The organism is Pseudenhygromyxa sp. WMMC2535, assembly GCF_011083025.2.
Genome location: NZ_JABJWV010000001.1, coordinates 440,476 through 461,455 on the forward strand (window position 1 = coordinate 440,476; position 20,980 = coordinate 461,455).

Genomic DNA, 20,980 nt, shown 5'->3' on the forward strand with positions numbered 1-20,980 from the left:
AGGTGAGCGGCGCGGTTGGGGCAGAAGTCGACACCGGGTTTTCGAGCGCGGCCGGTTAAAAAGTCGGGAGCGGACCACCATTGGCCCGCTCCCTCCGACCGTTCCCTCGAGCTCGCAGGAGTGCCCTGCGAGGCAGTAAATCAAGTCAGTGAAGCTCGAAAAGTCGTGGAGAGCTCGCGCGCCTCAGCGCACGTAGCCGCCACCGTCGCTGTCGGCCCGACGGCGCAAGAAGGCCGGGACCTCGTGGGGGTCGACGGTGTTCATGTCGCCGCGGCTCCAGCCGCCGCTCATGCCAGGCGTGCGGGTCTGCTGGTAGGGGCCAGACTCCTGCGGCGCCATGGGCTGCTGCATCTGCTGCTGCTGCATCTGCTGCTGCTGCATCTGCTGCTGCTGCATCGGCTGGCCCTGGGGCTGAGCGCCCCGCGGCTGGGGCTGCCCGCCGCGCGCAGGGCCGGCGAACATCGGGTTGAGGCTGGGCTGCTGCGCCTTGACCTTGGGCTTGCGCTGGATGCTGCCGCCGAGGACGGGCATCCCGCTCTGCGAGCCCTGAGCGCCCATGCCCGGCATCGGCATCTGCTGCGACTGCCGGCGGACGCGGTGCGCGTGGGCAGCGATCGCGTTGCCGAGCAGCTCCTCTTCGGGCTCGTGCTGATCGAAGCCGGTGGCGATGACCGTGATCCGCAGGGCCTCGCCCATGTTGGGATCGACGACCGCGCCGAAGATGATGTTGCAGTCCTCGTGGGCCGCTTCCATGATCAGCGAGGCGGCCTCCTCGACCTCGTGCAGGCGCAGGTTGGGCCCGGAGGTGATGTTCATCAGGATGCCCTTGGCGCCCTGGATGGTCACGTCCTCGAGCAGCGGGCTGTTGATCGCCTGCTGTGCGGCGGCCACCGCCCGGCCCTCGTCGCCGGCCACGCCCATGCCCATGAGCGCGCGGCCCTGGTTCGACATGATCGTGCGCACGTCGGCGAAGTCGACGTTGATGATGCCCGGGATCGTGATGAGGTCCGAGACGCCCTGGGTGGCGTGCTGGAGCACCTCGTCCGCGAGGCAAAAGGCGTCCATCAGCGTGCTGTTGGCCGAGGTGACCTGCAGCAAGCGATCGTTGGGGATCGTGATCAGGGTGTCGACGGCCTGCTCGAGGCGCTCGATCCCCATCTCGGCGAACTTCATGCGTCGCCGGCCCTCGAAGCGGAAGGGCTTGGTGACGACGCCCACGGTCAGCGCACCGCACTCGCGGGCGACCTGGGCGATGATCGGCGCGGCGCCGGTGCCCGTGCCGCCGCCCATGCCGGCGGTGACGAACACCATGTCGGCGCCCTCGAGCAGCTCGCCGATCTCGTTGACGCTCTCGAGCGCCGCCTCGCGGCCGCGCTCGGGGTTGGCCCCCGCGCCGAGGCCACGGGTGACCTGACGGCCGAGCTGGAGGGTGATCGGCGCGTGGTTGCGCTCGAGCGCCTGGACGTCGGTGTTCGCGGCGATGAATTCGACGCCGGGCACCTTGGAGGCGATCATCGTGTTGACCGCGTTGCCGCCGGCACCGCCGACGCCGATCACTTTGATCTTGGCCTGGTCGTTGAAGGCCTCGTCGAGTTCGAAGTGAGCCATTTTCTCTTCCTCGGTCAGGGGTTGGGTCCCGCAAGCTCGCGGGGGAGGGTCGGTGTTCAGCCCTTATCGGAGCCGGATCCACGACGCAAAAAAATCGAAAAAATCGAGCCGCCCGACCCCGACCGACCGCCCTCCGCGCTGGCGACCGAGCCCCACGACCACCGGGCTGTGCTCGAGCGCCCTGCCTCCGCGGCCGCAAAAAGCGAAGAGCGACTCCCCGGGAGGGAGCCGCTCTTCGCGTCACCTGTGGTGGCGCGAGGCCTTACAGGTCGTAGGGGCGGACGGTGCCGCGCTTGTTGGCCTCGGCGCGCTTGATCGCGGCCTCGAGCATGTCGTGCACCTTGTCGGACACGGCCTGCACGAGCTCACCATCGCTACGGTAACCGGCGGAACGGACGACGTCCTTCACCTTGCTGCCGACGACGACGATCTCACGCGCCTTCTTCTTTGCGGTCTTCTTCTTGGCCATTTTGTAGTCTCCTGGAGCTGTCGCTGGGGAACGGGGATCGGTTGAGAGAGGGCCTTCAGACCCGGTTTTCGCGCCTTTTGGCGTGAACGCTGGACATTGTAGGGGCTTTGGATCGGCTTACAACACGAAAATTGCCCGAATTTGGGCAATTTTGACTGTTTTTGTTGCTCAGCACCGAAGGAATTCCCTGAATTCGGCAGATCTCAAAGGCTGCGCGGCGGATCAGTGGACCACTTTCGGACCCTCGCTCACATCGTCTCGACCGACCTCGAACTTCGTAAATAGGCGCTGAGAGCCGGTCAGAGAGCGTTGAGCGGCTTTTCGAGGCTGGCGAGGCCTGGCTCGTCGCGCCAGGTCGAGGCCGGCCGAGCCCCGCTCGACCAGCGAAGCACCCAAGGATCTCCCACTTCATCGAGCTCGCCCCGACGAGGCGGTAGGCTGCTCGCCATGCGCGAGCGAGGAGCCCGTGGTGGAACCCAGCGCGGCTCCTGGCGCTGCCTGGCGGCGATGATCGGCTTGGCGCCGCTGGCCTGTGCGCGCGTGAATTCGCTATCCGACAGCGAATCCACGGCCCCCGAGGCGCCCACCGCCGAGCCCGAGACGGCGGCCGGCGAGCAGCCCCCCGCCCTCGAGCGCGAAGAGATTCGCGTGGTCGTCCGTGCCAAGATCACTCAGGTCCGCGGCTGCTTCGACGCCGGGCTGGCCGAGGCCCCGGGGCTCGGCGGACGCGTGGTCCTGGGCTTCACCATCGGCGCGCGTGGCCGGGCCGAGGACGTCGCGGTCATCGAGCACGCGCTGACCTCCGAGCTCGACGCCGGCGCGACCGAGCGCGCCGCGGGCATCGTGAGCGCCTGCCTGATCGAGGCCCTCTCGCGCTGGCAATTTCCCCTGCCGCGCCGCGGCGAGGCCGTGCGCGTGGCCTACCCCTTCGTGTTCACGGCCGAGGACACGCTGCGCGCGGCGGGGCTGCCCCGGGTCCAGGGCACGGTCTCCCCGGCGGCCGTCGGCGCGGTCTTCGACGCGCGCGCGGACGAGCTCGCGGCCTGCCTGCGCGCGGACCAAGACCAAGCCCCAGACCCAGCTGGCTCGGCCAGCCTCGGCGTCGCCTTCACCATCGACGAGGGCGGGCGGGTCACCGCGATCTCGCGCTACGCCGGCAGCCTCCCCGCGGCCGCCGAGCGCTGCATGCTCGCGGCCATCGCCGGCTGGAGCTTCCCGCCCGCGGCCGCCGGGGACACGGCCCGGGTCAACCACGACCTGCGCTGGTAGTTCCGGACCGCAGCGCCGAGCCTCGGGCCCCTCAAGCTGGCGGCTGGGGCTCTCGCTCGCGGGCGCGCCGGCGAGCCTCGCGGGCGGCTCGGCGCTGATCCTTCTCGTCGGCCTCGACCTGGGAGAGCTCGGCCTTGCGCCCGCCGAGCACGAAGCCGATCACGACGCCCAGCAGGAGCATCCCCGGGATATAGATGAAGTGGCCGAGGGTCACGGCGCGCTCACCCGCCGATCTTGCGGCGCAGGGCCTCGAGGTCGGCGCTCTGGGCGACGGAGCGCCGCCACAAGATCACGCCGTAGATCACGAAGATCGACCAGATGATCCCGTAGGCCCAGATGATGTGGCTGTGGTCCGAGGCGACCTTGGCGTGGACCTCGGCCTCGTAGGCGCGCTTGAGCCGGACCGTCTTGGGGTCGCGGCCCTCGACCTTCTTGGTCCCCGCCTCGGCGGCAGCTTCGGCTGCGCCGGCGTCGGCTTGGCCCTCGGCTCCGGGTTGTTGCTCGATCTCTTCCATGTCAGCTCAGTCCTCTCGAAAAAGTTCAATCAAGCGGGCGCAGGCGCGGGCTCGACTTCGGTCTCGGTGGCGATCCACGCCTCGTCGAGGGCCATGGCCATGCGCTCCTGGCGGGCGCGGATCCACACCAACGCGACGCAGGTCATCATCAGCGGCACCAGGCAGATCCACAGGGTGTTCCACATCTCCTGGGGCAGCGAGCCGACCACCCCCGTCTTGGGGTGCGTGGTCTTCCAGATCTTCACGGCGTAATAGATGATCGGCACGTCGAAGGCGCCGAAGATCGCCAGCGCCGCGGCCAGGCGATCGGAGTTGCTCGGCCCGAAGCGGCGGACCAGCAGGTAGGCGACGAAGACCATCCACAGCAGGGCGGTCGAGACCTGGCGGGCGTCGCCGGTCCACGGCGTGCCCCAGGTGGCGTCGCCCCAGATCGGTCCGGTGATCAGCACGCCGACGCCCGCGAGCACGCACATCTCGCCCGCGGCCACGGCCAGGGCCTCGGCGCGAGCGGAGCGCTTGCGCAGCTGGATCCCCGCCGCGACCCCGCAGATCACCGCGAAGAGCATGCAGATCCACGCCAGCGGCACATGGAAGTAGAAGATCTTCTGGGCCGTGCCCATCTCGGCCTCGATCGGCGTGGCCAGGAACACGCGCTGGACGCAGTAGGGGAAGAGCAGGGCCGAGATGCCCAGCAGGGCGTAGGGGAAGTACTTCATGGCTTCAGCTCGCGGTGTTCAGCTCGCGGTAGAAGAAGAGCGGGCGCGGACGCGGCGTGCCTGCGCGCCCTCGCTGGGGCCGGCGGCGCCGACGAGCACGACCTCGAAGAGCCAGCAGCCCACGCCGATCAGCGCGACGTCGAGGGCCGCCAGCTGGCCGAGGGTCGCCCACAGCTCGCGGTGACCTTCGAGCAGGCGCTGGGTCGCGACCAGGGCGAAGAGCAGGATCGGCGTGGTCAGAGGATAGAGGATCACCGACAAGAGCACGTTCTTGCCGCTGCCGTTGGCCAGGCCCGCGGCGAACAAGGTGCCGATCGCCGCGTAGCCCAGGCAGCCCAGGGCCATGAGGACCGCGAGCGCCAGCGGGTCGGCGGCGAAGACCTCGGCCGAGGGGAAGAGCAGGCCGAGGCCCGGGACCAGCAGGGCCGAGCACATCAGCAGGATCAGCACGGTGACGATCAGCTTCGACAGATAGATCGCCAGGCGATCGACCGGCGCCGCCAGCAGCGCTGTCAACGTGTTCGCCTCGCGCTCGCGTTCGAACACCCGGCTCAAGGTCAGCGCGCCCACGAAGGCGATGCACAGCCAGACCATGCCCGGGATCGCCTTGCGCTGCACCTCGGCGTCCAGGTTGAAGAAGGACAGGGCGAACATCACGACCACCACCAGCGTGAAGAAGCCGGCGGTGAGCACGAGCTCGAGGCGGCGAGCCTCCTGGCGCAGATCATTGCGTGCCAGGGTGATGGTCTGTCGCAGCAGGTGCATGCGTGGGCCGCTGGAAGGTACGCCAGCAGCCGGCGCACGCCCAGCCAGCAAGCTCGCCCGAGTCGGTCTCGAGTCGACCTCGAGCCGGTGAGGGGGTGGCGAGCGCCCCCTCGACCGAGACGGCGAGGGGGCTCAGCCCAGGAGCGACGCGAGGGTCGCCACGGTCGCGGTGAGCACCGCCAGGACCATCAGCGTCATGCCCACGAAAGCGTCGTGACGCCGCTGCTCGCGCCAACCCAGCACCGTCAGTCGCTTGGTCGGGCAGCTCTGACCCCGGGCCCAACCGCATCCTCGTAGTTGCTCATGCATGGCTCAGCACCTCCACTCGTCCGTCGAACGGCGTGTGAGATCCTATCACCCATGCACCTACATGCACCTAATTTTGCGAGCGTAGAGGCAGCTCGACGAATACAGCGCTCGACCGCTGTTCCTCGCCGCCCCGATCTCGAGCAGACCGCTGGGCTCGCCGCGAGCTCAGCCGAGCGCGGCAATGCGCTCGCGCAAAGACGCGCTGTCGTCCTCGGGGCCGCGCACCGCCTCACCGGCGATCACCCCCGCGTGGAGCATCAGCGCGCGGTCGACCACGCTGGCGACCACGTCGAGGTCGTGGCTCGAGAGCAGCACCGCCGCGCCGCGCTCGGCCTCGGCGCGCAGGAGCTCGGCGAGCAGGCTCCGGCCCGCGCGGTCGAGGGCCGTGAACGGCTCGTCGAGGACGAGCAGCTCGGGCTGCAAGGCCAGCGCCCGCGCCAGGGCCACGCGCTGCGCCATGCCGCGCGAGAAGGTCTGCACCGGGCGCTCGATGACCTCGCCGAGGCCCAGGCGCTCGAGCACGGCCGTAGGCTGAGGCGCCCCGGCAGGGCGCGCGTCACCGGCGAGATCGACGAAGAGCTCGACGTTCTCGCGCGCGCTGAGCAGCGGGTAGATCTGCGGGTTGTGGGCCAGCCAGGCCACCCGCGCTCGCTGCTCGCGCTCGACATCGCGACACACCTGGCCGCCGAAGCTGCGCTCGCCTGCGTCGGGCTGACGCAGGCCGACGAGGATCGAGAACAAGGTGGTCTTGCCCGCGCCGTTGGCCCCGAGCAGGCCGACGACCTCCCCGGCGTCGACGCGCAGGTCGACGCCGCGGAGCACGGCCTTGCGCCCGAAGCGGCAGGAGATCCGCCGCAGCTCGACGGGCAGCACGCCGCTCACTTGCCGCCCAGGGCCTCGAGCTGGCGATAGATGCTGTCGAGAGCGTCGAGCAAGCGCTTGCGCGCGGTCCGAAGCTCGGGTCCGTCGCCGTCTCGCTCGAGGCGCTCGTCGAGGGTGACGAGCTCGCTGAGCAGGGCCTCGCGGCGGGCGAGCAGGGCCTCGCGCGGGCTGACCCCGGGACGCAAGAGCAGGCCCAGACCGATGCCGAACACCGCCACGCCGAGCATCACCCAGGCGGCCGTGGGCCACAGGCGGCTGCGCACGGGCAGGTCCTCGACGACGATGGACATGTCCGAGCCGCTCCACAGCCCGTAGCTGCAGGGCTGGCCGAGCTGGGCGAGGCCGTCGCAGATCCGCGGGCTGAAGCGCTCGTGGCCGAGCTGGTAGAGCTCGACGGCCCCGCCGTCGCGGCCGGCGTGGGGGTTGACCTCGGGGGCCCCGGCCACGCCGTGGGTGACCGAGAGCGCCTCGGGCACGCTGACCAAAGACGCGTTCTCGACCAGGGGGAAGGGCGCGCTCCAGTCGACCTCGAGGCTGCCGTCGTGCTCGAGGCCCACGGCGAAGCTCAGGCGCAGCTCCTCACCGGGCAGCAGCGGGCGGTCGATGTCCACCCAGGGCGCCTCGCCGTCGTGGAAGACCTGGCCCTCGGCCTCGGGCATGACGTGCATGCTGCGGGTGCCCACGGGGCCGTACATGCGCATGCCGCCGGGCACCCAAAAGGCCTCGTCGCCGTCGACGAAGACCGCGTACAAGAAGGTGACGGCGGCGAAGTCGTTCTCCCGCGGATCCACGTCGATCTGCAGGGCGCTGCGCACCTTGTCGCGGTCCGAGGTCACCCCGAACACGCGCAGCGCGGCCACGGCCCCGCCCGCCTCGGGCATCTGGAACATGGTGCTCGAGTAGGGCGCGCCGTCGTAGGCCACGCGCACCTGGGCGAAGCTGTCGGGATCGATGGGGACGTCCGAGACGATGGCCTGGCCGCTGGCGTCGGTCTGCGCTCGGCGGACCACCGAGGCGCCGCCGGCCTGGCTGCTGACCACGGCCACGCTGTGGTCGGCGACCGGACGATCCTGCGCGTCGAGCAAGAACACGCGGACCTGGCCGCGCTCGAGGCTGCTGTCGACGCGCGGCCCCGGCAGGGGCTGGCGCTGCACGGGCGGGGGCGCGGAGCCATGCCCGCCCTGCCCCGCCGCCGCGTCCGCCTGACCCGCGCCAGCTTGTCCGCCTCCGTCTCCGCCTCCGCCCCCACGGGTGAGGACGATGGCGTAGGCCGTGTCTCCCAGGGTGAAGCTCTGCGAGCGCGTGGGCTGAGGGGGCGAGTCGGTCTCGCCCGACTCGCCAGCGTCGTCGCTCTCGCCAGCGTCGTCGGTCTCGAGCAGAGCTTCGACGACGATCGCCGCGCCCTCGGGCAAGGTGGTGTCGAGGTTCTCGAAGAGCGCGCGGCCCTCGGCGTCGGTGGTCGCGGTCAGCTCGATGGGATCGACCTGCCCGGGCACGGTCGCCCGCAGCCGGACCTCGATCCCCGCGATCGGACCCATGCCCGCCGGCACGGCCTCGGGGTCATCGGGGTCGTCGCGGCCGAGATCGAGGGCGCCGACGATCAGCGTGCCGCGTGGCCGCCCGGCCAGGGGGAAGGGCTTGCCGGGCATGGGCATCGCCCCCTGCCCGCCGTGGCTGCTCGCGCCGCCGGGCTGACCCGCCTGCGCTGCTTGACCAGCCTGACCGGCCTGACCAGCCTGACCCGCCCCGCCGCCGCTGGCGACCAGCAAGAGCGCCACGCCCGACTGGGCGGTGAGCACGAAGCGCTGGGAGGTCAGCGCCTGGCCGGCGATGGTCGCCCGCGCGCTCACGCTGCGCCCGTAGTGGGCGTCGAGGCCGGAGAAGGTCGCCCGGCCCTGGGCGGCGCTGGTCGCCTCGATGGTCTCGACGCTGCCGTCAGGCAGCTGGACGTCCAGGCTCACCGCCACGCCGATGGCCGGGTTGGCGAAGCTGCCGTCGAGGCAGCGGACCGTGATCGTACCCGGGGGGATCTGCGGATCCGGCCGGGGGATCCCCGACATCTGGCTGGGATCGGGCATCCCCGCCGGCGGCGCGGCCACGCTCGCGGCCGGGGCCAGCGCGACCGCCAGACCCAAACCCAAACCCAGACCCAGACCCAGACCCAGACAGCTCGAGGTCGCCAGCGTCCCCGCCAGCAGCCGCCTCCCCGTCCGCGTCATCGTCGACCAGCGGGCGCTCACGAGCGCGCCCCCTCGCCCAGCAAGCGCAGGTGATCCGCGAGCAGGGGGTGCAGCTCCTCGCCCTCGTCGAGCGCGCGCATGACCTCGATGGCCCGCAGCTTGTAACGCGACATCACGTCCTCGAAATCCTCGTCGGAGAGCTTGCCCATGTCGTGATCGAACTCGAGCTCCTTGATCGCTCGCAGCACTCGCAGCTTCTCTTCGCGCAGCTCGGCGCGGCTCGACTGGTGCGCGCTGGCCTCGGCCTGCTGCTCGACGAGCAGCTCCACGTTCGAGCGCGAGAGCGCCGTGAGCACGCCCCACATGCCGCGCAGCGCCCAGATCATCAGGGCGCAGGCCGCCGCCAGGGCGAGCGTGGGGGCGTCGAGATCGACGCCCACGAAGACCTTGAGGCCCACGAGCACGGCCCCCGCCGCGAGCAGCGAGAAGCCGAGGAAGATCCAGATGGACAGCGCGCTGCCCTGCGTACGCTCAGCCATGACTGAGCCCCTTCTTGCGCCGGGTCCCGATGCAGATCGCCGAGCCCAGGAGCATGACCATGGTCCCGACCCAGACCCAGTTGACCAGCGGGTTGATGAACAGCCGCAGCTGAGTCACCCCCGTGGTCATGTCGACGGCCTGCATGGAGGCGTAGACGTCCTCGCCCACGCTCATGTAGCGCGAGACCTCGGTGGTCGGCTGCTCGGGCAGCTGGAAGTACCACCAGCGCGCCGGACGGAGCACGTCGACGGCCCGCTCGCTGCCCGCGCGGCGGACCTCGAGCTCGGCGGTGATCATCTGCTTTTGCCAGTCCTCGGTCGCGCGCAGGCCGAGGTGGGTGATCTCGTAGTCACCGAGGACGATGACCTCGCCGGGGGTGGCGTTGATCTTGCGGTCGACGCCGTAGGACTTGCCCGCGAAGCCGAAGAAGATCAGGACCACGCCGAGGTGGATGATGTAGCCGCCGTAGCGCCGCCGCGCCTTGCCCAGCAGGCGGATGCTGGCGTCGACGAGCGAGAGCTTGGGGTTGTTGCGCTTGGCCACGGCGACCCCGCGCGCGAACTCCTGGACGATGGTCGCGCCCGTGAACGCGCACAGCCCAAAGCAGGCCAGGGCCCACACGTGGTCGCCCCAGGCCGCGCCGAGCTGCGCCGCCGAGGCCTGCCCCTCGAGGCGCATGGCCTCGACGACCATGGCCAGGAGCAGGCCGACGCCGCCGACGACCAGGGGGATCAGGAACTGACGCTGGAGGCTCTCGCTCGAGCTGCGCCGCCAGGCGAGCAGCGGACCCACGCCCATGAGCAGCAGCAGGGCCAGGCCCGCCGGGGTCATGTAGTGGTTGTAGTGGCTCTCGCGGATCGTGATCCGCTCCCCGAGCAGCCACTCGCTGAGCGTCGGCCACAGCGTCGAGCCGAGCACGAAGAAGGCCATGGCCAGGAGCAGCCAGTTGTTGAGCAGGAACGCGAACTCGCGGCTGAGCGGGCTCTCGAGCTCGGCGCGCGAGCGCAGCAGCGGCCAGCGCCACAGCAGCACGCCAAAGCTGCCGACCAGGATCACGACCAGGAAGATCCCGAAGATCCACGCCAGCTCCGGGTCCTTGCCGAAGGCGTGCACGCTCTGGACCACGCCCGAGCGCGTCAAGAAGGTGCCGACGATGCTCAGCCAGAAGCTGAAGATCACCAGCGACACGTTCCAGCGCTTGAGCATGCCGCGGCGCTCCTGGATCATGATCGAGTGCAGGAAGGCCGTGGCCGTGAACCAGGGGATCAGCCCCGCGTTCTCGACCGGGTCCCAGGCCCAGTAGCCGCCCCAGCCGAGCTCCTCGTAGGCCCACAGCCCGCCGAGGACCAGGCCGAAGCTCAAGAAGGCCCACGAGAACAGCGTCCACCGACGCACGCTCTGCTGCCAGGCCGAGTCGACGCTGCCGGTGATCACCGCGGCCATGCCGAAGGCGTAGGGCACCGCCAGCGACACGTAGCCCAGGTAGAGGCTGGGCGGGTGGATGACCATGTAGGCGTTTTGCAGCAGCGGGTTGAGGCCCCGCGCCGGGCCGGCCATCTCCGGGTCGAGCATGAACGGCTCGAAGGGGTTCTTGACGAAGATCAGCAGCGCGATGAAGAAGAGATCGATCAGCGCGAGGATCCAGACCACGTGGGGGATCAGCTCCTCGTGGCGGCGCCGGTTGGCGCGCACGGCCAGCGCCGAGAACAGGCTCAGCAGCAGCACCCAAAACAGCAGCGAGCCGTCCAGACCGCCCCAAAACGCGGTGATCTTGTAGAACAGCGGCATCGCCGAGTCGCTGGTGTGGTGGACGTACTGGATCGAGAAGTCGTCCGCCAAGAACGCGTAGACGATCAGCGACGAGGCGAAGGTGGCCAGGCCGGCGGTGGCGTAGACGCCCTGCACGGCGGCCTCGATCAGCCGTGGAGACCTGCGCCGGGCGCCGAGCATCGCCAGGGCGATGGTCGCCAGGCAGACGGCGAAGAGAACGAGCTGGGTGATGGTCCCGAGGGTTGCGACGCTCATGGAGATCCTGGGCTCAGGTCTTGGCCGGGGCGCCCGGCTCTTCCTCGTACTTCGAGGGGCACTTGGCGGTCATCTCGCTGCTGCGCAGCGTGGTCCCGTCTTCATCGAGGTTGCCGGTCAGCACGACCTCACCGCCCTCCATGAAGGTGTCGGGCAGCAGGTCGTCGTAGACGACCTTGAGGCGCTCGCCCTTGTACTCGATGACGAACAAGTAGTCGCCGTTCTCGGCCTGACGCAGCGAGTCTTCGACCACGTTGCCGTGGACCTTGAACTCGCGGCCGTCGTAGTCGCCGGGGCTGGCCACGACCTTGTCGACGTAGACGTACTCGAGCACCCCCTCCTCGGGGGAGGAGAGCACCAAGAAGGCGACGGCGGTCAGGACCACCCCGCCGATCGCGAATTGAGTTGTCTTGGACAGAGCCATGCGTCGTCTCCTGGGTGCTTGGAGCTTACCCGCCGATGCTGATCATCGCTTTGCGAGGGCCGCCCGCGCCGTCGAGTTCGAAGGCGTGGCGTTCACGTTTCTCACCGAGGGCGGCCGCGACCGCCGCCGCGAGCGCACCTGGACGGCCGCTGCGCAGCGCGCCCCGCAGGTCGCCCGCCTCGTCCCGCGCCAGGCAGGCGTGGAGCTGGCCGGTGGCCGAGACGCGCAGGCGGTTGCAGGACGCGCAGAAGTTCTCGGTCATCGCGGCAATGATGCCCACGCGGCGGCCGGCCGAGCGGCCACGGGTCGAGCGCCAGTAGTGGGCCGGCCCGACCGGGGCGTCGGGGCGACCTTCGGCGTCGAGCTCGGTATCGAAGTGTTTGGCGAGCGCTGCGCGGATCTCCGCCGCCGGCATCAGCTCGCCGGGTACGAAGAGCTGGCCGCCCGCCATGGGCATGAGCTCGATGAAGCGCGGGGTGGCACCGCGTTCCCAGGCGAAGCTGCACAGCTGGGCGAGCTCGTCGTCGTTGAAGCCGCGGACCGCGACGGTGTTGATCTTGAGACCAAAGCCAGCCTCCGCGGCAGCCTCGATCCCCTTCACCACCCGCGTCAGCCGGTCGCGCCGGGTGATCGCCGCGAAGCGCTCGGGATCGAGGCTGTCGAGGCTGACGCTGAGCCCGCTGAGCCCGGCCGCGCGCAGCGGGCGAGCCAGGGCCTCGAGGCGCTCGCCGTTGGTAGTCATGACCACCTGGAGGGCCCGCCCCGTCTCCCCCACCTGGAGCCGCGCCAGGCGCTCGATCAGCCAGGGCAGATCCCGGCGCAGGGTCGGCTCGCCGCCGGTCAGGCGCACGCGAGCCACCCCCCAGCGCGCGAAGGCGGCGACGACCTCGACGACCTCCTCGAGGCTGAGCACCTCGCTGCGTGGGACATGCTCCACGCCCTGGGGCGGCATGCAGTAGGTGCAGCGCATCGAGCAGCGGTCCGTCAGCGAGACCCGCAGATAACGGACCTCGCGGGCGTGACGATCGACCAGGCGCGCCTCACCGGGGTCGACCGGGTCGACCAGGCGCGACCCCTTGGAGTCGATGGTGCGTATCGAGACGAGCTTCAAACCTGGCTCCGGAGCGTCCTGAGCGCTGTCGCTAGCTTGCCACAGCGCCCCGTGGCATGCAGCGCTAGCGCGATAGACGAAAACCCGGCTGCTGGGGTTACGAGCGAGGCTCAAAATGCGAGGAGCCCGGCGCTAGGCCAGGCTCCCCCATCGTCGAAACAGGTGAGGTCCGAGGACCCCCCGAGCGTCGCTCAGTGCTGCTGTGCAGCCCGCATCGCCGCGGCGTTCTCGGCCGCCTCGGCGTGATCCTCGACGTTGCGCTTGAACTCGATGTCGGACTCCATGTTGAGCCCGCCCGAGGTCTTCATGTCGAAGAGCGTGAAGGTGAAGAAGATGGCCACGAAGAGCAGCGAGACCAGAAAGACGAAGGAGTAGAAGCGGTCCTCGTACTTCAGGTGCATGAAGTAGCCGGCGACCAGCGCGCCCTTGGTGGCCGCGATGACCATCGCAACCGGGAGGCTCGCCGGGCCGAGGCCGGCGAAGGACACCACGTAGGTCAGGATCGTCAGGAAGAGCAGCGCGATGAACACCGCGGTGAACTCCCAGACCGGGCTGACGTGGTGGTGGTCCTCGTGGGGGTGCTCGACGGGCTTGCCGTTCAGGAAAACCTTGGGATCGGACATGACGGCGGCCTCCTCACTTCACCAGGTAGAGTAGGGGGAACAAGAAGATCCAGACGAGGTCGACGATGTGCCAGTAGATACCGGCGTTCTCGACCGCGACGTAGTTGCGCGAGTTGAACTCGCGGCGCCGCGCCCGGATCAGGATCCAGCTGAGCACGCCGATGCCCACGATCACGTGGACGCCGTGCAGGCCGGTCATCGTGAAGTACAGCCCGTAGAACACGCGCGAGTACTTGGGCAGCGCGATGCCGTGCTGGGCGGCGGCGTACCACTCACCCGGAAGCAGGCCGTGCTCGATCTTGGCCGTGTACTCGAAGTACTTCACGACCATGAAGGTCATCGCGCAGCCGATGGTGATCAGCAGGTTGCGCTCGAGCGCCTTTTGGTTGTTGGTCTGCGCCGCCCGCACGGCCAAGGCCATGGTGAAGGACGAGGTCAACAGGACGATGGTGTTCGCGCCACCGGCCGTCTTGTTGAGCTCCTCCGAGGCGGTCAACACCATCTCGGGATACATGGTCCGCAAGATGAAGTAGGCCAGGAACAGGCCGCTGAACATCAAGATCTCGGTGCATGCGAAGAGCCACATGCCGAGCTTGGCCGCGCTCATCTGCTGACCGACAGTGTCGAAGTGGTGGGCGAGGAACCACGGACGCTCCTCGTCGTGCTGGTGTGCCGTGCTGCTCATGGAATCACTCTCCAGAGATCGCAGGAAAATCTAGGACTTGACCGGGAAGATCGACCGCGGGCCTAGTGGTGGCCGCTCTTGTCGATCTCCGGGAAGTCGTAGGGGCTGCCGGTGACCCGCGGGGTCACGTGGAAGTTGTGCTCGATCGGCGGGCTGGCGGTCTGCCACTCCAGGGACACTGCGTTCCAGGGGTTCGCCGGGGCACGCTCGCCCTTCTTGAGCGCGGCGAGCAGGGTGAAGAGCACCATGAACAGGCCAGCGGCCAGGACCCACGAGCCGTAGGTCGAGACCCGGTGCATGATCTCGTACTCGGGCAGGTAGGCGTAGTAGCGCCGCGGCATGCCTTGGTGGCCCAGGAAGAACTGGGTCAGGAAGGTCATGTTGAAGCCGATGAACACGAGGACCGAGGACACCTTGCCCCAAAACTCGTTGTACATGCGACCGAACATCTTGGGCCACCAGTGGAACAGGCCGCCCAGGAAGGCCACGACGGTGCCGCCGACCATCACGTAGTGAAAGTGAGCGACGACGAAGTAGGTGTCGTGCAGGTGGACGTCGATGGACAGGGTGCCCAGGTAGACGCCGGTCAGGCCGCCGACGGTGAAGGTCCACAAGAACACGATCGCGTACCACATCGGCGTGGTCGAGCGGATCGAGCCCCCGTAGAGCGTGGCCACCCACGAGAACACCTTGATGGCCGTGGGCACGGCGACCGCGAAGGTCAGGAAGGAGAACACGATGCCGGCGAGCTCGGACTGGCCCGACACGAACATGTGGTGGCCCCACACGATGAAGGAGATGACGGCGATCGCCACCGAGGACAGGGCGATGGCCCGGTAGCCGAAGATGTGCTTGCGGCTGTGGACCGTGACCAGCTCGGAGATGATCCCGAAGCCCGGCAAGATCATGATGTAGACGGCCGGGTGGCTGTAGAACCAGAAGAAGTGCTGGTAGAGCACCGGGTCGCCGCCCATGGCCGGGTCGAAGATGCCGATGCTCAAGGTCCGCTCGATGACGAGCAGGAAGAGCGTGATGGCCAGCACCGGCGTCGCCATGATCTGGATCAGCGCGGTCGCGTAGAGCGCCCAGATCATCAGCGGCATGCGGTTCCAGGTCATGCCCGGGGCGCGCATCTTGTGGACCGTGACCACGAAGTTCAGGCCGGTCAGGATCGATGAGAATCCCGCGACGAACGCGCCCATCGTCGCCATGATCACGGCCGCGCCGGTGGTCTTGGAGTAGGGCGTGTAGAACGTCCACCCCGTGTCCAGCGAGCCCAGAACCAGGGTCAGGACCAGCAGGATCGCCGCGATGCAGTAGACGTAGAAGCTCAGCAAGTTGAGCTTCGGGAAGGCGACGTCCTTGGCCCCCAGCATCAGCGGGAGCATGAAGTTGCCCAACGCCGCCGGCACCGACGGAATGATGAACAAGAACACCATGATCGCGCCGTGCAGCGTGAAGACCTTGTTGTAGGTCGCGGCGGACATGAAGTCCTGCTCCCCGGTCAACAGCTCGGTGCGCAAGGCGATGGCCAGGAGGCCAGCGACCAGGAAGAAGAAGGCCGTCGCGCCCAGGTACATCAACCCGATGCGCTTGTGGTCGACGGTCACCAGCCACGACATCAGGCCGCGCTTGGCGGTCAGGTAGCTGGGTTCGGGCGCGGATTTCTTGCTGTCGTCAGACATGCTGCTTCTCCCGATTGTCTACTTGAGCGAGCGGATGTACGCGATCAGCGCGTTCATCTGGTCGTCGTTGATCTGTCCGGCGAAGGTCGGCATCTGCGGCGTGAAGCCGGCGACGATCTTCGCGTTGGGGTCCATGATCGACTCGCGGATGTAGTTCTCATCCACGGTCACGCTGCTGCCGTCGGTGAACGACTCGGTCTTGCCGTACAGGCCACCAAAGCCCGGGCCGACCTTCACGCTGCTGTCGAGGGCGTGGCAGGAGTTGCAGGCGTAGGACTTGTAGACCTTCTCGCCGAACTGCTCGACGGTCTCGCCATCACCCTGCTCGAGGGTGGTCGCGGCGAGCATCGCGGCCTCGTAGTCCTCCGGCTCGACGACCTCGACCACGGCGAGCATCGAAGAGTGCTCGTCACCGCAGTACTCGGTGCAGAAGATCGGGAAGCGACCGGTCTGAATGGCCTCGAACCAGGCGGTGGTGTAGCGCCCGGGGACGACGTCCTTCTTGACCCGGAAAGCCGGGATGTAGAAGGAGTGGATCACGTCCTTGGAGGTCATCACCAGGCGGACCGGCTGGCCCTTGGGGACGATCAGCAGCGGCGCGACCTCGCCGTCGACGACGGTGGTCGTCGAGGCCACGGGGCGTCCGGGGTACTCGATGGTCCAGTACCACTTCTGACCGGTGATCCGGACGTCGATGGCGTCGGGCGGCGGGGCGTTGAGCTTGACGAAGTCGAGCTCACCCCACACGAAGAACACCATCAAGAACACAGCCGGGATCGCGCTCCACGCGAACTCGAGCTTGCCATTGTGGGTCAGCGGAGAGGTCTTGTCGTTGTCGCCCCGGCGCTTGTACTTGATGATGAAGTACACCATCGCGCCGATGACCAGCACGAAGGAGACAAAGGCGACAGCGGTCAAGAAGAGGTAGAGCCCGTCCAACGATGCCGCGTGGTTCGACGCCGTGGGCAGCAGCTCCCAGGGCGAGTCCGACATCGGGGGGGTCCCGAGCTTGTCCGGTGGGATGAATGTAGCGATCACGCTCGTGCCTCCAAATGTTGATCCTCGCGTCGGCGACGCTCACGCCGCCAGACCAGGATCAGAGGAATTCCGACGATGAGGATCATGATCGCGCCGCCGAGGCGCATGATCCCCATGGCAAAAGGTCCGTACCTCCCCAACGTGGCGTCGTAGTGGAAGCAGGACAAAATCAGCTTGTCGACGGGGCTCCCCACCCGCCCCTCGGCGGCCTCCATGAGCGCGAACTTGACGTCCCCGGGCTCATACTCGAGGCCATAGAGGTAGCGGGCGACCTTGCCCTCTGGTGAGACGAACATCAGCACGGCCGGGTGGGCGTACTGATCTTGCTCGGCGTCGTAGGCGTAGCCGATGCCGAGCTGGGCGGCGAGCATGCGGACTTGCAGCGCGTCGCCGGTGAGGAAGTTCCAATCGACCTCCCCGCGGCCGAGGGCCTCGAGGTGGTTCGCGCGCTTGCCCGAGGCGATCTCGGGCCCCTCGCGGGGGTCGATGCTGACCGTGACGATCCGGAACTCTTTGCCCGGAACCCAGTCGAGCTGCTCGAGGGTGCGCGTCAGCCCGTTGAGCTGCAGGTTACACAGCGTGGGGCAGCGGTAGTAGTTGAGGGTGACGAGCACCGGGTGCTCGCCATCGAAGAAATCGCCCAGGTGCACGGGGTTGCCGAGGTGGTCGACGAACGCGAGGTCCATGTCGAGCTCGGCGTTGAGCATCTCGTCGACGCTGACCTCGTTGGCCTCGGGCGAGAGCACCCGGTCGCCGGACTGCTGGTTGAGACCGATCCCCTCGCGCCCGCGCGGACCTTGAGCCTCCGCCACGCCCTGCCCGACCACGACGGTCGAGAGACCGGCGGTCAGCAGCAAGGTGGCGAAGAATCGACGCAGACGCATGGGAAGATCCTGCCTCATTCGCCGTCGGCGGGCTTTTCGGCCTTGTCGGCCTTCTCAGCTGCGGGCTTGGCGGGCTTCTCGGCCTTGTCAGCCTTCTCGGCTGCGGGCTTGGCGGGCTTCGCGGACTCCCCGTCCGCGGGCTTGGCGTCAGACCCGGGCTTCTCGTGCATGTCGCGCTTGTCGTTGGTCGTCTCGGTCTCCCCGCCCTCGGGCGCGGCAACCTCGTCCTGAGCGCCCTCAGCAGCGACGGCCGCGGCGTCCTCACCCGGGGTGGGGTCGTCCTCGGTCTCGTCCTCGGGGGTGTCCTCGCCCTCACCCTCGACAGCCGCGGGGGCGGCCGCCGCGGCGCTGGCCGCCGCGGTGTCGGGGTTGACCCAGCCGGCGTAGGCCGGCTGCGCCTTCAGGGCGTCGGGCTTGCCGACCATCCCCTGCGCGACCTGATCGACGCCGGACATATTGTCCTGCATCTCGGTCTCGTACTCGGCCAGGCGGAACGAGCCCTGCTCGGCGTAGCGCTCCTGGAGCTCCCGGCGCTGGCTGTTGAACCATTGGATCACGGCCATGGCCGCGAGCAGGGTGACCAGCGAGAGGGAGATGACCAGCCGGAAGAGCAGCTTGGTGTTGACGGCTTCGAGCTCGTGACCGCCGGGATCGTGATGTCCATGATCAGCCATGACGTCCTCCGATCAGAAGTTCTCGTGGTTGAGCGACTCCTCGAGCCGCGGGTCCTTGATGGGCACCAGCTTGGCGGTCTTGAGCGACCAGCCAAAGAGCGCCAGGAAGAGCCCGATGAAGCCGACCAGGAAGCCGATGTCGGCCCCCGTGATGACCACGTGCTCCGACAAGAAGTGCGCGAGCTCGGTGTGGCCCGCCGCCTCCTGAGCCGCCGACGCGTGGTGTGCGAAGGGCGGCTGAATCAGCCAGAACATGTCCACGAACTCCATGCAGACGATCCAGATCGCCATGAACACCAGGTAGTTCGGGTTGCGCTTCCAGCCGCGACGCAGCAGCAGGAAGAAGGGGATCACGAAGCGACCGAAGACGATCAGCATGCTGACGTTCAGCCACTGCCCGTGGGCCCGGTACATGAACCAGTGGGTCTCCTCGGGGATGTTCGCGTACCAGATCAGGAAGTACTGGCTGAACCCGATGTAGGTCCAGAACACAGTGAACCCGAACATGAACTTGCCGAGGTCGTGGTAGTGCTCCGCCGTGACCACATCGACGAGCTTGCCGCCGCGCTGCAGGAAGAAGCAGACGATGACCAGCACGGAGTGGAAGGTCAGCGCGATGCCGGCGAAGTAGTAGACGCCGAACATCGTCGAGAACCAGTGCGGGTCCAGCGACATCATGAAGTCGAAGGCCCCGAAGGTCATCGACAGCGCGAAGATCACCAGCGCGATGGGAGCCAAGAAGCGCTGCTTGTAGGAGTACTCGGCCGCGGCCTGATCGTCGGCGGCGCTGTCCTGGGCGCGAGACCAGCGCCACAGCAGCAACGAGACGACGCTCCACAACAACAGGTAGAAGCAGTAGCGCGCCTTGAACGAGGCCGGGTTGAGGTAGGCCAGCTTCGCCTTGAGCATCGGGTCGTGGAGCACGTGCTCGGTGTGCATCCACTCGAACACGTGGTGCCCAGGCCCGAAGAGCAGGGGCAGACCCGCCAGCGCCACGAAGGGCAGCGCGAACATGGCGCTCTCCGCGATGCGGCGCACCACGATCGACCAGTTGGCGCGGACCAGGTGCTGGATGACCACGAAGATCAACCCACCAAAGCTCAGCGCCATGGCGAACATGAAGCCGTTGAGGTAGCCGGTCCACAGCTTGGACTGCCACAGCTCGGCGTCTTCGGCGAAGGCGCCCTGAGCCGGGAGCACGAAGCCCACGATGAAGCCGATCACCGCCACGGCGGCGCCGATCAGCCACAGCTTGGACCACATCGAGCTGCTGTCGATGGTGATCTTGGCGTCGTCGAGGTCAGAGACCTTCTTGGGGTGATAGCTCATCCCTCACCTTCCTCTTTGGCCGCGGGCTCGTTCGCCGCGGGCACGTTGGCCGCGGCGGTCGCCGGCATCTTGTCCTTGTCCCAGCCCTTGGTGCGACCGTGGGCTTGAAGCGCGCGGACCCAGGCGACGATGGCCCAGCGATCCGTCACGGGGATCTGCGCGGCGTAGGGCAGCATCGTGCCCTTGCCGTTGGCGATCACGTCGTAGAAGTGACCCATGGGCGCCGGCTGGAGCTCCTTCTTGTGAAGGTTGGCCGGCGGGACCTTGAAGCCGCCGCCGCGGCGCGTGGCCGGGCCCTCGCCCTGGCCGTCCTGACCGTGGCAGGGGGCGCAGTAGATGTTGAAGCGCTCCTCACCGCGATCGAGGAGCTCGGCGCTGAGCTCCATGCCCTTGGGCAGCTCGTCGACCAGGAGGCCGTCGAGCCCGCGGCCCTCGTAGAGGTGCGTGTCGGTCTTGAGCTCGCCGCGGGCGATGGTGCCCTCGACCGGCAAGCGCGCGGCACGACCGTCCTCGTAGAAGGGGTTGCGCTCCTGGGGGTCGAACTTCTGCTGGAAGTCCATGTTCCAGATGATGTGGACCGGGGGCTTGTCGGAGCGGTTGCCCTGGCAGCCCGAGGCCAGCACGGCTCCGGCGAGGACGAGCCCGGCCAGAGCTCCGACGAGCGGCTTGCGATGTTGGCGTTGGCGGGACATCAGTCGTCGACCTCCTCGACCTGGACCGCGCTCGTCTCCTCGAGGAGCTCGCGGGTCTTCTCGAGGTCGTACTTGGGGTCAGCGGCCTCGATGGCGATGAAGAAGCGGTCGTCCGTCGCACGTGCGAAGCGGGCGACGTTGAACAGCGGGTGATAGAACTGGGGCAGCTTGTTGAGCCCGAGCATCCCGAACACCGCCCCGAAGGCGGAGAAGAGGATGGCGCACTCGAAGGTGACCGGAACGTTCGCCTGGAAGGAGAACAGCGGCTTACCGGCGATGACGATCGGGTAGGCGATGGTCGAGCTCCACCACTGGAGGAGCAGGCCACAGGCCGCGCCCGTCATGCCGCAGGCGAACACGATCCAGGGCAGGACCGAGGGCTTGATGCCCATGGCCTTGTCCAGGTTGTGGACCGGGTAAGGGGTGTAGGAGTCCCAGCGCTTGTAGCCGGCGTCGCGGACCTTCTCACAGGCGTGATAGACGGCCGCGGGGGTGTCGTACTCGGCCAGCAGGCCGAACTTCTTGGCGCCCTTTTTCTTGCTCTTGGCCATGGGAGT

The 20,980-nt window shown here is 68.2% G+C and carries 24 protein-coding genes; 1 reads left to right on the top strand and 23 read right to left on the bottom strand.

Going from position 1 to position 20,980, the window contains the following annotated elements:
* Positions 1-183 precede the first annotated feature (183 nt).
* From ftsZ to G6O69_RS01580, 3 genes are all read right to left on the bottom strand, one after another.
* Positions 184-1,608, bottom strand: a complete 1,425-nt coding sequence (ftsZ, locus tag G6O69_RS01570) for a cell division protein FtsZ (RefSeq protein WP_172301751.1) — start codon at positions 1,606-1,608, stop codon at positions 184-186.
* Positions 1,609-1,870: 262 nt separating this feature from the next.
* Positions 1,871-2,077, bottom strand: coding sequence for a hypothetical protein (locus tag G6O69_RS01575; protein ID WP_172301752.1), 207 nt, complete (start codon positions 2,075-2,077; stop codon positions 1,871-1,873).
* Between the two features lie 299 nt (positions 2,078-2,376).
* Entirely contained in the window at positions 2,377-2,526 is a 150-nt protein-coding gene (locus tag G6O69_RS01580) for a hypothetical protein (protein WP_176396564.1), read from the bottom strand.
* On the opposite strand from G6O69_RS01580, the gene G6O69_RS01585 reads away from it, so the two are divergent.
* Complete coding sequence (locus G6O69_RS01585) at positions 2,525-3,346, top strand: AgmX/PglI C-terminal domain-containing protein (protein ID WP_172301753.1); 822 nt, start codon at positions 2,525-2,527, stop codon at positions 3,344-3,346. The two genes, G6O69_RS01580 and G6O69_RS01585, sit on opposite strands and share 2 nt — an antisense overlap.
* A gap of 31 nt (positions 3,347-3,377) precedes the next feature.
* Here the strand turns inward: G6O69_RS01585 and G6O69_RS01590 are convergent, their stop codons facing one another.
* The 20 genes from G6O69_RS01590 to G6O69_RS01685 all read right to left on the bottom strand — a co-directional run bounded on the left by G6O69_RS01590 (position 3,378) and on the right by G6O69_RS01685 (position 20,974).
* Positions 3,378-3,560 (bottom strand): hypothetical protein, encoded by a 183-nt coding sequence (locus G6O69_RS01590; protein WP_172301754.1) that lies wholly within the window; start codon positions 3,558-3,560, stop codon positions 3,378-3,380.
* Positions 3,561-3,567: 7 nt separating this feature from the next.
* Positions 3,568-3,861 (bottom strand): hypothetical protein, encoded by a 294-nt coding sequence (locus tag G6O69_RS01595; RefSeq protein ID WP_172301755.1) that lies wholly within the window; start codon positions 3,859-3,861, stop codon positions 3,568-3,570.
* 29 nt (positions 3,862-3,890) lie between these two features.
* Complete coding sequence (gene ccsA, locus G6O69_RS01600; RefSeq protein WP_172301756.1) at positions 3,891-4,577, bottom strand: cytochrome c biogenesis protein CcsA; 687 nt, start codon at positions 4,575-4,577, stop codon at positions 3,891-3,893.
* Between the two features lie 18 nt (positions 4,578-4,595).
* On the bottom strand, positions 4,596-5,342 hold the full coding sequence (locus G6O69_RS01605) for a heme exporter protein CcmB (protein WP_172301757.1): 747 nt from the start codon (positions 5,340-5,342) through the stop codon (positions 4,596-4,598).
* Positions 5,343-5,474: 132 nt separating this feature from the next.
* A complete protein-coding gene (locus G6O69_RS01610; RefSeq protein ID WP_176396565.1) occupies positions 5,475-5,651 on the bottom strand; it encodes a hypothetical protein in 177 nt (58 codons plus the stop codon).
* Positions 5,652-5,816: 165 nt separating this feature from the next.
* Complete coding sequence (gene ccmA, locus G6O69_RS01615) at positions 5,817-6,533, bottom strand: heme ABC exporter ATP-binding protein CcmA (RefSeq protein ID WP_172301758.1); 717 nt, start codon at positions 6,531-6,533, stop codon at positions 5,817-5,819.
* Complete coding sequence (locus G6O69_RS01620) at positions 6,530-8,773, bottom strand: hypothetical protein (RefSeq protein WP_172301759.1); 2,244 nt, start codon at positions 8,771-8,773, stop codon at positions 6,530-6,532. The genes ccmA and G6O69_RS01620 overlap by 4 nt, the downstream gene beginning before the upstream one ends.
* Positions 8,770-9,252, bottom strand: coding sequence for a hypothetical protein (locus G6O69_RS01625; RefSeq protein WP_172301760.1), 483 nt, complete (start codon positions 9,250-9,252; stop codon positions 8,770-8,772). The genes G6O69_RS01620 and G6O69_RS01625 overlap by 4 nt, the downstream gene beginning before the upstream one ends.
* Positions 9,245-11,278 (bottom strand): cytochrome c-type biogenesis CcmF C-terminal domain-containing protein, encoded by a 2,034-nt coding sequence (locus G6O69_RS01630; RefSeq protein WP_172301761.1) that lies wholly within the window; start codon positions 11,276-11,278, stop codon positions 9,245-9,247. Before G6O69_RS01630 ends, G6O69_RS01625 begins: the two co-directional genes overlap by 8 nt.
* 13 nt (positions 11,279-11,291) lie before the next feature.
* Positions 11,292-11,702 (bottom strand): cytochrome c maturation protein CcmE, encoded by a 411-nt coding sequence (locus tag G6O69_RS01635; RefSeq protein WP_172301762.1) that lies wholly within the window; start codon positions 11,700-11,702, stop codon positions 11,292-11,294.
* Between the two features lie 25 nt (positions 11,703-11,727).
* Complete coding sequence (gene moaA, locus G6O69_RS01640; protein WP_255215675.1) at positions 11,728-12,813, bottom strand: GTP 3',8-cyclase MoaA; 1,086 nt, start codon at positions 12,811-12,813, stop codon at positions 11,728-11,730.
* A 191-nt stretch (positions 12,814-13,004) separates the two neighbouring features.
* A complete protein-coding gene (locus G6O69_RS01645; protein ID WP_172301763.1) occupies positions 13,005-13,436 on the bottom strand; it encodes a cytochrome C oxidase subunit IV family protein in 432 nt (143 codons plus the stop codon).
* 13 nt (positions 13,437-13,449) lie between these two features.
* Positions 13,450-14,121 (bottom strand): cytochrome c oxidase subunit 3 family protein, encoded by a 672-nt coding sequence (locus G6O69_RS01650; protein WP_172301764.1) that lies wholly within the window; start codon positions 14,119-14,121, stop codon positions 13,450-13,452.
* Between the two features lie 62 nt (positions 14,122-14,183).
* Positions 14,184-15,806 carry a cytochrome c oxidase subunit I gene (ctaD, locus tag G6O69_RS01655; protein ID WP_172301765.1) on the bottom strand — a complete coding sequence of 541 codons (1,623 nt, stop codon included), beginning with the start codon at positions 15,804-15,806 and terminating at the stop codon, positions 14,184-14,186.
* A gap of 18 nt (positions 15,807-15,824) precedes the next feature.
* Positions 15,825-16,844, bottom strand: coding sequence for a cytochrome c oxidase subunit II (coxB, locus tag G6O69_RS01660; protein ID WP_176396566.1), 1,020 nt, complete (start codon positions 16,842-16,844; stop codon positions 15,825-15,827).
* A complete protein-coding gene (locus G6O69_RS01665) occupies positions 16,841-17,728 on the bottom strand; it encodes an SCO family protein (protein WP_172301767.1) in 888 nt (295 codons plus the stop codon). The genes coxB and G6O69_RS01665 overlap by 4 nt, the downstream gene beginning before the upstream one ends.
* A gap of 14 nt (positions 17,729-17,742) precedes the next feature.
* Entirely contained in the window at positions 17,743-18,402 is a 660-nt protein-coding gene (locus tag G6O69_RS01670) for a hypothetical protein (protein ID WP_172301768.1), read from the bottom strand.
* A 12-nt stretch (positions 18,403-18,414) separates the two neighbouring features.
* Positions 18,415-19,731: a hypothetical protein gene (locus G6O69_RS01675; RefSeq protein WP_172301769.1), complete on the bottom strand. Its 1,317-nt coding sequence runs from the start codon at positions 19,729-19,731 to the stop codon at positions 18,415-18,417.
* Positions 19,728-20,423, bottom strand: a complete 696-nt coding sequence (locus G6O69_RS01680; RefSeq protein WP_172301770.1) for a cytochrome c — start codon at positions 20,421-20,423, stop codon at positions 19,728-19,730. The genes G6O69_RS01675 and G6O69_RS01680 overlap by 4 nt, the downstream gene beginning before the upstream one ends.
* The gene (locus G6O69_RS01685) at positions 20,423-20,974 is read right to left on the bottom strand and encodes a DUF3341 domain-containing protein (protein WP_172301771.1); all 552 of its coding nucleotides are present in this window, start codon (positions 20,972-20,974) and stop codon (positions 20,423-20,425) included. The genes G6O69_RS01680 and G6O69_RS01685 overlap by 1 nt, the downstream gene beginning before the upstream one ends.
* Between the last annotated feature and the right edge of the window lie 6 nt (positions 20,975-20,980).